The 12,342-nt window shown below is 60.5% G+C and carries 12 protein-coding genes; 3 read left to right on the top strand and 9 right to left on the bottom strand.

The window, feature by feature from the left end:
• Positions 1-37 precede the first annotated feature (37 nt).
• On the top strand, positions 38-490 hold the full coding sequence (locus tag HU730_RS23700) for a GNAT family N-acetyltransferase (RefSeq protein WP_186527451.1): 453 nt from the start codon (positions 38-40) through the stop codon (positions 488-490).
• 113 nt (positions 491-603) lie between these two features.
• On the opposite strand, the gene HU730_RS23695 is transcribed toward HU730_RS23700, so the two are convergent.
• Genes HU730_RS23695 through HU730_RS23685 form a run of 3 tightly spaced genes read right to left on the bottom strand, consistent with a single transcriptional unit; the run spans position 604 to position 3,566 of the window.
• Entirely contained in the window at positions 604-900 is a 297-nt protein-coding gene (locus tag HU730_RS23695; RefSeq protein WP_014720272.1) for a winged helix-turn-helix domain-containing protein, read from the bottom strand.
• 17 nt (positions 901-917) lie between these two features.
• Positions 918-1,418, bottom strand: coding sequence for a M48 family metallopeptidase (locus HU730_RS23690; protein WP_186527452.1), 501 nt, complete (start codon positions 1,416-1,418; stop codon positions 918-920).
• Between the two features lie 42 nt (positions 1,419-1,460).
• On the bottom strand, positions 1,461-3,566 hold the full coding sequence (locus HU730_RS23685) for an EAL domain-containing protein (protein WP_186527453.1): 2,106 nt from the start codon (positions 3,564-3,566) through the stop codon (positions 1,461-1,463).
• A gap of 312 nt (positions 3,567-3,878) precedes the next feature.
• Between HU730_RS23685 and HU730_RS23680 the strand changes: the two genes are divergently transcribed.
• A complete protein-coding gene (locus HU730_RS23680) occupies positions 3,879-4,544 on the top strand; it encodes a polysaccharide lyase family 7 protein (RefSeq protein WP_003194947.1) in 666 nt (221 codons plus the stop codon).
• 312 nt (positions 4,545-4,856) lie between these two features.
• Here the strand turns inward: HU730_RS23680 and fba are convergent, their stop codons facing one another.
• The 6 genes from fba to tkt form a co-directional block, all read right to left on the bottom strand.
• The gene (gene fba, locus HU730_RS23675) at positions 4,857-5,921 is read right to left on the bottom strand and encodes a class II fructose-bisphosphate aldolase (RefSeq protein WP_003177554.1); all 1,065 of its coding nucleotides are present in this window, start codon (positions 5,919-5,921) and stop codon (positions 4,857-4,859) included.
• 124 nt (positions 5,922-6,045) lie between these two features.
• Positions 6,046-6,378, bottom strand: coding sequence for an MliC family protein (locus tag HU730_RS23670; protein WP_186527454.1), 333 nt, complete (start codon positions 6,376-6,378; stop codon positions 6,046-6,048).
• 60 nt (positions 6,379-6,438) lie between these two features.
• Positions 6,439-6,666 (bottom strand): hypothetical protein, encoded by a 228-nt coding sequence (locus HU730_RS23665; protein ID WP_003194953.1) that lies wholly within the window; start codon positions 6,664-6,666, stop codon positions 6,439-6,441.
• A 31-nt stretch (positions 6,667-6,697) separates the two neighbouring features.
• Positions 6,698-7,861: a phosphoglycerate kinase gene (locus HU730_RS23660; protein ID WP_003194956.1), complete on the bottom strand. Its 1,164-nt coding sequence runs from the start codon at positions 7,859-7,861 to the stop codon at positions 6,698-6,700.
• Between the two features lie 17 nt (positions 7,862-7,878).
• Entirely contained in the window at positions 7,879-8,934 is a 1,056-nt protein-coding gene (gene epd / locus HU730_RS23655; RefSeq protein ID WP_003194958.1) for an erythrose-4-phosphate dehydrogenase, read from the bottom strand.
• 138 nt (positions 8,935-9,072) lie between these two features.
• Positions 9,073-11,070 (bottom strand): transketolase, encoded by a 1,998-nt coding sequence (gene tkt, locus HU730_RS23650; RefSeq protein WP_034128906.1) that lies wholly within the window; start codon positions 11,068-11,070, stop codon positions 9,073-9,075.
• A gap of 259 nt (positions 11,071-11,329) precedes the next feature.
• Between tkt and HU730_RS23645 the strand changes: the two genes are divergently transcribed.
• Positions 11,330-12,325 (top strand): metalloregulator ArsR/SmtB family transcription factor, encoded by a 996-nt coding sequence (locus tag HU730_RS23645; RefSeq protein ID WP_054899040.1) that lies wholly within the window; start codon positions 11,330-11,332, stop codon positions 12,323-12,325.
• Positions 12,326-12,342: the final 17 nt, after the last annotated feature.

Here is a 12,342-nt window from a genome sequence, read left to right as displayed (position 1 = left end):
CTTACTATCCAGGCACGTCTTTACAAGAGCACACATCATGACGGTTGATTGGATTTGCAAACATCACGACGACTTGGGCAAGGACCAGCTGTATGCCGTCCTGCGCTTGCGCAGCGAGGTATTCGTCGTCGAGCAGAAATGCGCGTATCAGGACATCGACGGGCAGGACCTGGCGGGTGACACCCATCACCTGATGGCCTGGCAAGATAATGAGCTATTGGCTTACCTGCGCCTGCTGGACCCGGAGTCCCAGGGCGGCGATGTGGTGATTGGTCGCGTCATCGTTTCGCCAGCGGCACGGGGCACCGGGCTGGGGCATCACATGATGGAGGAGGCGCTTGAGCGCATTGAGGATATCTGGCCGCAAACGCCGATTTTTCTCTCGGCCCAAGCGCATTTGCAGGGGTATTACGGGCGATATGGGTTTGTGGTGGCGGGTGAGGAATACCTGGAAGATGATATTCCACATATCGGCATGCGGCGTAGCTGAGGGCCTCTTCGCGAGCAAGCCCGCTCCCACATTAACCGCGTACATACTTTGAAATGCGGTCGAATGTGGGAGCGGGCTTGCTCGCGAAGGCGCCAGACGATCCACCACAAGCCTCAGGGATAGCCCAACACCTGCTTGATCGACGCCAGATTAGCCTCGATCCACCCCCGATCAATCGCCCCCCAGTCCCGAATCCGATAGCGCCCGGCATGGTGACGCGCACCGTCCTCCTGCTCGAACTCACACACAATATCCAGGTCGGCCAACGCCGCAATGGTGTCCTGGGCGGTACGCCGAGGCATGCCGGTGGCCTCGGTCAGCGCCGGGACGCTGCTGGCCAGTTGGCTGTCGATCAAGTACGCCACGTACAGGCGGCGGTAGAAGCTGCTTTTGGTCTTGCTCACATCCATGGTCAGTCGCCTTGGGGTTAGGGCTTGCCCTGCAAATCGCGCCAGGTGAGGTACACACGCAGGTCGAATTCCACCTGATGGTAGCCCGGCATCATGTATTGGCAGAGTTTATAGAACGCCTTGTTGTGGTCCGATTCCTTGAAGTGCGCCAGCTCATGCACCACGATCATGCGCAGAAACTCCGGGGCCGCCTCCTTGAACAGCGAAGCGATGCGGATTTCTTTCTTGGACTTGAGATTACCGCCCTGCACCCGGGAAATCGTGGTGTGCAAACCCAAGGCACGATGAGTCAGGTCCAGGCGGTTGTCGAACAGCACTTTGTCGATAGACGGCGCGTTGCGCAGGTGCTCCTGCTTCAAGGCCAGGGCATAGGCGTACAGGGCCTTGTCGCTCTGCACCGCATGGCGTTCGGGGTAACGCTGGTCCAGGTAAGCCCTCAACTGGTCCTTGGCGATCAGTTGGCGCACTTGCTCCTGGAGCGCGGCGGGGTATGCCTGGAGGTATTTCAACGCGGTCATGGGCTCTGCAACGCAATTGGGACGGGCGCCAGTGTAGCGAATTCAAAGCGCGCGAGGGTACGACCAGCCGGCAACGTTCTCGGCCATCAACGGTAGCGCCGCCCACGGCCCCTGGATATGGGCGCAGCCATTGGCCTTGAGCCACTGTGTTTGTTCAAGAGTCTCCACGCCTTCGGCGATCACCAGTACACCAAAATGCTCACACAGTTGGATGATGCTGCGCGCCATCGCCCCATCCCGCGCCGAGCCAGGCAGGCGCGCCACTAATTGAGGGTCAAGCTTGAGGGTATCGAATGCCAGGTCGCGCAAATGGGCCAGGGAGCACTGGCCGCAGCCAAAGTCGTCCAGGGCAATCCGCACCCCGATCCGGCGCAGTAACTGGAGTTGCTTGGTAGACTCGGCAAGATTACTCATCAAGCAGTCCTCGCCGATTTCCACCTCCAGTTGCCGCCCCTGTAATCCATGCCGCTCCAGCATCTGCTGCAGTTGGTTGGCCAGGTTGGGCATGTTGAACTGGCTGCTGCTCAGGCTCACGCTCAACACCAGTTCGGGGTCGAAGGTGGCTTGCCAGGCCTGGCGCTGGGCAGCGACTTGCTGGTAGATCCAGGCACTCAACTGGTTGATCAACCGCGCCTCTTCCAGCAGCGGCAAGAACAGGCCCGGCGGCACATCGCCGACGCTGGGATGCTGCCAGCGCAACAGCGCTTCGACGCCGCGCAAACGCCCGTCTTCCAGGCAAACCTGAGGCTGGTACACCAAGGTGAAGTCCTTGTTGGCAATGGCGGTACGCACACTGTCTTCCAGCATCAACCGCGAGCGGGCGCGGCCGTTCATTTCCTGGTCGTAGTAACGATACTGCTGACGGCCGGCGCGCTTGGCTTCGTACATGGCAATATCCGCCGCCCGCAGCAGGCCGCTCAAGTCCGAGCCGCAATCCGGGAAGGTCGCGATGCCGATACTGACCCCAAGCATCACCTCCAGCCCATCGACCTGCTGGCACACAGATACCCGTTCGATGAGCTTTTCCGCGATCTTCGCCGCCTGTTCGGGAAACTCCAGCTCCAGCAACGCGGTGAACTCATCCCCGCCCATGCGCCCCAGAATGTCGTAGGAACGCAGGCATGCTTGCATCTGCTCCGACACCCAACGCAGCACGCGATCCCCGGCGTCATGGCCCAACGTATCGTTGACCCGCTTGAAGCCATCCAGGTCCAGGTACAGCAATACCAGCGCCTGCTCGCTACGTTCGCTGCGCAGCAACGTATTCTCCATCGCCTGATGGAAACCGCGCCGGTTCAGCAGCCCGGTCAGCGGGTCGGTCACGGCCTGGAATTCCAGTTGCTGATGCAGGTGACGCACTTCAGACATGTCCAGCACCGTTACCACCATTGCCTTCTGCTCCGCAGGCAAAGGCGCGCAGGACAACGCTACCGGCACTTGCTGGCCCCGACCGGTGCGCAAAATGGCATCGTGTTGGCGCCACGTCTCACCCCGGCGATACGCCTCGTACATGGGAAAGCCCAACCAGGCTGGCACATGGGGCTTTTGCAGGAAACTGAGGAAACTTTCGCCCTGCAACTCAGCCATCGTTGCATTCAACAGCCGGGAAATGGCCGGGTTGGCATACTCGATCACACTGTTTTCGCTCACCACCAGAATGCCCTCGGCGGCGTTATCCAGCACCGAGGCATTAAAAGCGCGGGCCAATTCCAGGTCATGGCTCAGGCGCTGTAAGGCACGGCGATTGCGCTGATGCTCGAGCAACGCCTGCACCTTGGGCTTGAGGATGTGCGGGTCAAAGGGCTTGAACAGGTAGTCGATCGCACCGCTGGCGTAGCCTTCCAGCACCGCGTCGGGCGAATGGGCGGTGGCTGTCAGAAAGATAATCGGCGTCATGCGTGTACGCTGGCTGCCACGCATCAGGCGCGCCACCTCGAAACCGTCCATGCCCGGCATGCGCACGTCCAGCAGCACCAGGTCGACCTCGTGGGCCAGCAGTAACTCCAAGGCTTCCAGGCCAGACGCGGCGGTTATCACCCGCCAGTCGTCACGCTGCAACAGCGCACGCATGCTGACGAGGTTTTCCGGGTAGTCATCGACCACCAACAGAACCGAAATTGCATCGTCGTGTTGTGGAGCGCCATCCATGCTACGTCTCTTCCTTAGGGAGCTGCACCGGTCACTTTTGCTACCAAGGCCGGATAAACACTGAGGGCTCACTCTAGCCGCGCGGCCAAAAAAGCAGAAGTGACGTGGGTGCCCTCATTGTGCCAAAGGCCAGGAAGCCGACTAACGGTAAGGCCCTGTAGCCCGCGGTTCACGGGCGACATGGCTTTTTGACATTTAGCTGACGCCAATAAATTGCCAGCAATTGTTTAACAATCTCACCAGCACGGCCTATAAAGAACCTGGAAGGCCCTTTGGGCCAATGCCTACACCCTCTGTAAAAAGGCCAACACCATGATCGACCTTTCCACCTGGAACCTGAGCATTCCGGTCGGCTCCCCACCCACGACCATTGAAACGCCGAGGCTGCTGAGCGGCTTCAACGATCAATACTTCCAGGCCGAAGGCAGCGACGTGCAGTTCTGGACACCTGTGACGGGCTCGCGCACCGAAAACGCCATCTACCCACGCAGCGAACTGCGCGAAACCTACGCCGACGGCCGCCTGCGTAACTGGACCTACCCCGAGGCCGACAACTTCCTGCGCGCCACCCTCACCGTCAACCAGGTGCCCTCCTCCGGCAAGATCGTGATCGGCCAGATCCATGCCTACGACAGCCAGAAACCGCTGATCAAGCTGGAGTACCAATTCAAGGAGAAAACCCAGACCGGCAACATCGTCGCCAAAGTGCGCATGCGCCCGGACGAGGCCGAAAGCCAGGTGATCATCGTCGCCTCCAATGTGCCACTGCAGAAGAGCTTCACCTACGTGATCAACCTCAACAAAGCCGGGCTGCTGAGCGTGTATGCCGCTGACAGTGAGTGGAATGAACGGATTGGCGCGGCATGGGGTGACAAGCCGCTGTACTTCAAGGCGGGGGTGTATGTGCAGGACAATACGGGCGACACCAATGAGGGTGCGCGGGTGACGTTTGCGAAATTGGATATTGATCACGAGTGAATCGTCCCGTGAGACACAGGATTTTTCCCAGATAAACCCAAAGTCTTAAACACACCGTTGCACCCTGTGGGAGCCGGGCTTGCCCGCGATGGCGGCGTATCAGCCAATATCCTCGGCGCCTGACACACTGCCATCGCGGGCAAGCCCGGCTCCCACATTGACCGTGCGTCGGCTCAAGGTCCGGTGTGGGTGCTACAGCACCGTTGCGACAAGCCAAAGAACGCCGTGGTTTCGGCGCTTCATCTGCAAGTTGATTAAATGGTGTCCGTAAAAAAGCCCGCATCGCTGCGGGCTTTTATTAACACTTGAGGCTTAGTTCACCTTAGCGTTCAACTCACCTTTCAAATACCGCTGGTACATCGCTTCCAACGAGATCGGCTTGATCTTCGAAGCATTACCCGCAGTACCAAAGGCTTCATAACGCGCAATACACACATCACGCATCGCCGTCACAGTGGCGCCGAAGAATTTACGTGGGTCGAACTCGCTCGGGTTGGTCGCCATCAGGCGACGCATCGCACCGGTGGATGCCAGGCGCAGGTCGGTGTCGATGTTGACCTTGCGCACGCCGTACTTGATGCCTTCGACAATTTCTTCAACCGGTACGCCGTAGGTTTCTTTGATGTCGCCGCCGTACTGGTTGATGATCGCCAGCCACTCTTGCGGTACCGAGGAAGAACCGTGCATCACCAGGTGGGTGTTGGGGATGCGCTTGTGGATTTCCTTGATGCGGTCGATGGCCAGCACGTCGCCAGTAGGTGGCTTGGTGAACTTGTAGGCGCCGTGGCTGGTGCCAATGGCGATAGCCAGGGCGTCGACCTGGGTCTTCTTGACGAAGTCGGCGGCTTCTTCCGGGTCGGTCAGCATCTGGCTGTGATCCAGCACGCCTTCGGCGCCGATGCCGTCTTCTTCGCCGGCCATGCCGGTTTCAAGCGAACCCAGGCAGCCCAGCTCGCCTTCAACCGAAACGCCGCAGGCGTGGGCCATGGCCACGGTTTGTTGGGTCACGCGTACGTTGTACTCGTAGTCGGTTGGGGTTTTGCCGTCTTCACCGAGGGAGCCGTCCATCATCACCGAGCTGAAGCCCAGTTGGATCGAGCGCTGGCACACGTCAGGGCTGGTACCGTGGTCCTGGTGCATGCACACCGGGATGTGCGGGAATTCTTCGATGGCAGCAAGGATCAGGTGACGCAGGAACGGGGCGCCAGCGTATTTGCGCGCACCGGCCGAAGCCTGGACGATCACTGGGGAGTCGGTCTTGTCAGCGGCTTCCATGATGGCGCGCATCTGCTCAAGGTTGTTGACGTTAAAGGCTGGGACGCCGTAGCCGAACTCGGCTGCGTGGTCCAGCATTTGACGCATGCTGATAAGTGCCATTGTGTTGTCTCTCCCGGTCGAGGGTCGTTAATCGTGCAAGCCTGCCGTAGCGGCGGCTGCTATTCAAGTTATTGCAGATCAAGGGGTTGAGCCTTGTGCTGCTGAATCGTTATTGCTGTTGGGTTCAGTTGGCTTTGCAGCCGCGCCCAATCAAATCATCCGTCGCTACCCAGTAAACCAGGCCTTCCTCACCCTTGGTGTGAAACGCCAACTGGCCGTCGCTGTACAGCACGCCCGAAGCGGCTACCTCTTGCTTGAGACGGTAAACCTGGTCCGAACCGCCGAGGCGTACATCCACTTCGGAGCGGGTCTGGTTGGCAAAGCGCCAGTTGACCTCGGCTTTGCTGTCGCAGGTCCAGGTGGTCCATTTGTCGGCTGGCTCTGCCTTGTCGAACAGGTTCATGCTGCTGCAGCCGGCCAACAGGGCCAGGGCTGCCAGGGCGAAAACGCCTTTCATTGCCAATCCTCGCAGGGCGACCTGGGGCCACCGTTGCTATCGGTTAGTGGATCAGACCCGTCATGGGCAACCCTGTTCCTGACCGTTGGGCGCGGAGTCGTATTTCTCCAGCCGTTCGTTGCCGATGCGCTTGTTGATCACCGGCATGGTCTCGGCTTGCCAGTCAGCCTGGTAACAGCTTTTTCTCAACGGTGCCTTGGCGTTATCCGCTTCCGGCGCCGCGCTGGGTGTGCTGCCGCAGCCGGCCAACAGGCCCGCTGCGATCACCAGTGCCAACGACTTGATCATGGGAACGCTCCTTTTCCTGATCACGCGAGCCTTAACCTTTGGCTCGGGTTTCCAGCACTTCCACAGCGGGCAACACCTTGCCCTCGACGAACTCGAGGAAAGCGCCGCCACCGGTAGAAATGTAGGAGATCTGATCAGCCACACCATATTTATCGATAGCCGCCAGGGTATCGCCACCGCCAGCGATGGAGAACGCCGAGCTTTCAGCGATCGCTTTAGCCAGTACTTTGGTGCCGTTGCCGAATTGGTCGAACTCGAACACGCCCACCGGGCCATTCCACAGGATAGTCTGGGATGCCTTGAGCAGCTCGGCGAAGTTGGCTGCCGTTTGCGGGCCGATGTCCAGGATCATGTCGTCGTCGGCCACGTCAGCGATAAGCTTGACGGTGGCGGCGGCGCTTTCAGCGAATTCCTTGGCAACCACCACGTCCACTGGCAACGGCACGCTGACCTTGGCGGCGATGGCGCGGGCGGTGTCGAGCAGGTCTGGCTCGTACAGGGACTTGCCCACCGGGTGGCCGGCAGCGGCCAGGAAGGTATTGGCAATGCCGCCGCCGACGATCAGTTGGTTGCAGATCTGGCTCAGGCTGTTGAGCACGTCCAGCTTGGTGGATACCTTGGAGCCGGCAACAATGGCCGCCATCGGTTGGGCCGGAGCGCCCAGGGCCTTGCCCAGCGCATCCAGCTCGGCAGCCAGCAACGGGCCCGCCGCGGCGACCTTGGCGAACTTGGCCACGCCGTGGGTCGAACCTTCGGCGCGGTGGGCGGTGCCGAACGCGTCCATCACAAACACGTCACACAGGGCGGCGTATTGCTGGGCCAGTTCGTCGCTGTTCTTTTTCTCGCCCTTGTTGAAGCGCACGTTTTCGAACAGCACGATATCGCCGGCTTTCACGTCCACGCCGCCCAGGTAATCTGCGACCAATGGCACGTCACGGCCCAGGGCCTTGCTCAGGTACTCGGCGACCGGCTTGAGGCTGTTTTCGGCAGAGAACTCACCTTCGGTCGGGCGACCCAGGTGGGAGCAGACCATCACGGCCGCGCCTTTTTCCAGGGCCAGCTTGATGGTCGGCAGCGAGGCCAGGATTCGCGCATCGCTGGTGACAACACCGTCCTTGACGGGGACGTTGAGGTCTTCGCGGATCAGTACGCGCTTACCTTGCAGATCGAGGTCGGTCATCTTCAACACGGTCATGGGTCGCAGTTCCTGAATTACTGTTGAGGTTGTTTAGAAGCGATGTGCAGATAGTGTTCGGCAACATCCAGCATGCGGTTGGCAAAGCCCCATTCGTTGTCGAACCAGGCCAGGATGTTCACCAGCCTGGGGCCGGAAACGCGGGTCTGGCTGGCATCGACAATCGCCGAATGCGGGTCATGGTTGAAATCGCAACTGGCGTGGGGCAACTCGGTGTAGGCCAGCAGACCTTTGAGCGGGCCGCTGGTGGCGGCGTCGCGCAGGATTCGGTTGACCTCGGCGGCATCAGTGTCACTGACGGTTTGCATGGTGATATCCAGGCAAGACACATTCACCGTCGGCACCCGTACGGCTTTGGCCTGGATTCGCCCGGCAAGTTCCGGCAGCAGTCGCTCGATGCCACGCGCCAGGCCGGTGGACACCGGAATCACTGACTGGAACGCCGAACGCGTGCGCCGCAGGTCTTCGTGGTGATAGGCGTCGATGACCGGCTGGTCGTTCATCGCCGAGTGAATCGTGGTGATCGACACGTAATCCAGGCCGATCGCCTGGTCCAGCAGGCGCAGCAACGGCACGCTGCAGTTGGTGGTACACGACGCGTTGGACACCAGCAGCTCATCGCCGGTCAGGCAGTCCTGGTTGATGCCGTAGACGATGGTGGCGTCGACATCCGCCTCGCTGGCCATCGGCTGGGAAAACAGCACACGCGGTGCGCCGGCGTCGAGAAAACGCTGGCCATCGGCACGGGTGTGATAAACACCGGAGCATTCCAGCACCAGGTCGACGCCCAGTGCTTTCCAGTCGATGCCTTCGGGGGTGGCACTGCGCAACACTTGCACGCAGTTGCCATTGATATGCAGACAATCGCCTTCAACCCGCACTTCGCCAGGGAAACGGCCGTGGGTGGAGTCAAAGCGTGTCAGGTATTCGATGCTGGCCATGTCGGCCAGATCGTTGATCGCGACAATTTCAAACCCGGCCGCCGCCCCTCGCTCGAACAGAGCACGCAAGACGCAACGACCAATGCGGCCGTAGCCGTTGAGTGCAACTTTGTAGGGACGCGGTTGGGGCATGGGGTTCTCGATCAAGGTTAGTTCAGTGATGAATGTACTGGCGCCATCGCGGGCAAGCCCGCTCCCACAGTGGACCGCGATCCAAATGTGGGAGCGGGCTTGCCCGCGATGGCGCCAGTACAGACAACGCAGACTGCTTTAGTCTTCCAGCAACTCTTCAGCCTGACCCAGGATGTTTTCCAGGGTGAAACCGAACTCTTCGAACAACGCTGGCGCCGGCGCCGACTCACCGTAGGTGGTCATGCCGATCACACGGCCTTCCAGGCCCACGTACTTGTACCAGTAGTCGGCGTGAGCCGCCTCGATGGCGATACGCGCACTGACCTGCAACGGCAACACCGATTGCTTGTAGCCGGCGTCCTGGGCTTCGAACACGCTGGTGCACGGCATGGACACAACGCGAACGTTGCGGCCTTGCTCGGTCAGCTTGTCGTACGCCTGAACGGTCAGGCCCACTTCGGAACCGGTGGAGATCAGGATCAGCTCCGGCTCGCCGATGCAGTCCTTGAGCACATAACCGCCACGGCTGATGTCGGCGATCTGCGCGTCGGTACGCACCTGGTGCTGCAGGTTCTGACGCGAGAAGATCAGCGCCGAAGGGCCATCCTTGCGCTCGATGGCGTGCTTCCAGGCCACGGCGGATTCCACCGCATCGGCTGGGCGCCAGCAATCCAGGTTCGGCGTGGTGCGCAGGCTGGTCAGTTGCTCGACCGGCTGGTGCGTCGGGCCGTCTTCGCCCAGGCCGATGGAGTCGTGGGTGTAGACGTGGATCACGCGCTTCTTCATCAGCGCCGCCATACGTACGGCGTTACGTGCGTATTCCATGAACATCAGGAAGGTCGCGCCGTAAGGCACCAGGCCGCCGTGCAGGGACACGCCGTTCATGATGGCGCTCATGCCGAACTCGCGCACGCCGTAGTACATGTAGTTGCCGCTGGCGTCTTCGGCCGAGACACCTTTGCAACCCTTCCACAGGGTCAGGTTGGAACCGGCCAGGTCAGCCGAACCGCCGAGGAACTCAGGCAGCAACGGGCCAAAGGCGTTCAGGGTGTTCTGGCTGGCTTTACGGCTGGCGATGGTCTCGCCCTTGGCCGCGACTTCAGCGATGTAGGCCGAGGCCTTTTCCGAGAAGTCGGCAGGCAGGTCACCGGCCAGGCGGCGTACCAGCTCGTTGGCCAATTCAGGGAATTCGGCGGAGTACGCAGCGAAACGCTGGTCCCACTCGGATTCAGCCGCCAGGCCTTTTTCCTTGGCATCCCATTCGGCGTAGATGTCGGCCGGGATTTCGAACGGGCCGTGGTTCCACTTCAGCGCTTCGCGGGTCAGGGCGATTTCCGCGTCACCCAGCGGGGCGCCGTGGCAATCTTCTTTACCTTGCTTGTTCGGCGAGCCGAAACCGATGGTGGTCTTGCAGCAGATCAGGGTTGGCTGCGCGCTCTTGCGAGCGGTGTCGATGGCGATCTTGATTTCTTCCGGATCGTGGCCGTCGACGTTGCGGATCACCTGCCAGTTGTAGGCTTCGAAACGCTTTGGCGTGTCGTCGGTGAACCAGCCTTCGACTTCACCGTCGATGGAGATGCCGTTGTCATCGTAGAAGGCAATCAGCTTGCCCAGGCCCAGGGTACCGGCCAGGGAAGCGACTTCGTGGGAGATGCCTTCCATCATGCAGCCATCACCCAGGAATACGTAGGTGTGGTGGTCAACGATGTCGTGGCCGGGGCGGTTGAACTGCGCGCCCAGGACTTTTTCCGCCAGGGCGAAACCAACCGCATTGGCCAGGCCTTGGCCCAGGGGACCGGTGGTGGTCTCGACGCCCGGGGTGTAGCCAAATTCCGGGTGGCCCGGGGTGCGGCTGTGCAGCTGACGGAAGCTCTTGAGGTCGTCGATGGTGACATCGTAGCCGGTCAGGTGCAGCAGCGAATAAATCAGCATCGAGCCGTGGCCGTTGGACAGCACGAAGCGGTCACGGTCGGCGAACGACGGGTTGCTCGGGTTGTGTTTCAGGTAGTCACGCCAAAGTACCTCGGCGATATCCGCCATGCCCATCGGGGCACCGGGATGGCCGCTGTTGGCTTTTTGCACGGCATCCATGCTGAGGGCACGAATGGCGTTGGCACGCTCACGACGGCTGGGCATCGCTGATCTCCTGGAGTTTGCTGAAAAGAAACGGAAAAAAGGACCGGCATTTTCCCTCAGCCACCGCCTGCGGGCAATGACAGATAGTCACTTGAGGGCGTTTTTCCTGTGCTTTGGGCATCAATCCCTTGCAGAAACCTTTAACCGGTTCGTCTTAAGGTTATAGCGACGGCTTATAACCGCCACTTATCGTTCAATATCAAAACTTTTTGATATTGGCCTTGCGAGGATCTACACCCGTCACTAGACTGCTGGCCTTATGAACCTACCCGTGCCCTCCCTGCGTCCTGACGACGGCGATGAACTGGCTGCCTTGTGCAAGGCCGCTGGCGATCCGTTGCGCTTGAACGTACTGCGCGCACTGGCCAACGATTCTTTCGGGGTACTGGAGCTGGCGCAGATCTTCGCCATCGGCCAGTCCGGCATGAGCCACCATTTGAAGGTGCTGGCCCAGGCCGACCTGGTGGCTACCCGTCGCGAAGGCAATGCGATTTTCTACCGGCGTGCCCTGCCCCATACCGAACTGCTTGGCGGCAAATTGCACGCTGCCCTGCTCGAAGAAGTGGATAACTTGTGCCTGCCCGGCGATGTGCAATCGCGTATCGGCCAGGTGCACGGTCAACGCGCCGCCGCCAGCCAGGATTTTTTCTCACGGGTGGCCGATAAGTTTCGCGCCCAGCAGGATCTGATCGCCGGCTTGGCCCAGTACCGCGAAAGCGTACTGGCGCTGCTGGACAAGCTGAGCTTCAGTGAAGAGGCCACGGCCTTGGAAGTCGGCCCTGGCGACGGCGGTTTCCTGCCCGAACTGGCGCGTCGCTTCGAGCAGGTGACCGCGCTGGATAACAGCCCGGCGATGCTTGAACTGGCGCGTCAACTCTGTGAGCGCGAAGCCTTGGGCAATGTGCGCCTGCAGCTGGCCGACGCCCTGAGTGACACCGGCCTGCGAGCCGATTGCGTGGTGCTGAACATGGTCTTGCACCATTTCGCCGCACCGGCAGAAGCTCTCAAGCAAATGGCCGGGTTGCTGCACCCCGGCGGTAGCCTGCTGGTTACGGATTTATGCAGCCACAACCAGAATTGGGCCAAGGAGGCCTGCGGTGATCTCTGGCTGGGTTTTGAACAGGACGATCTGGCCCGTTGGGCCACCGCTGCGGGACTCGTTCCCGGGGAAAGCCTCTATGTAGGTTTACGTAATGGTTTCCAGATTCAGGTCCGCCATTTTCAGCGACCGGCTGGCGACACTCACCATCGGTAAATATCAGGAAAACATCG

This window comes from Pseudomonas sp. SWRI22, from assembly GCF_014268395.2.
Taxonomy (GTDB): Bacteria; Pseudomonadota; Gammaproteobacteria; order Pseudomonadales; family Pseudomonadaceae; genus Aquipseudomonas; species Aquipseudomonas paracarnis.
This window is presented reverse-complemented; position numbering and strand designations above follow the sequence as displayed.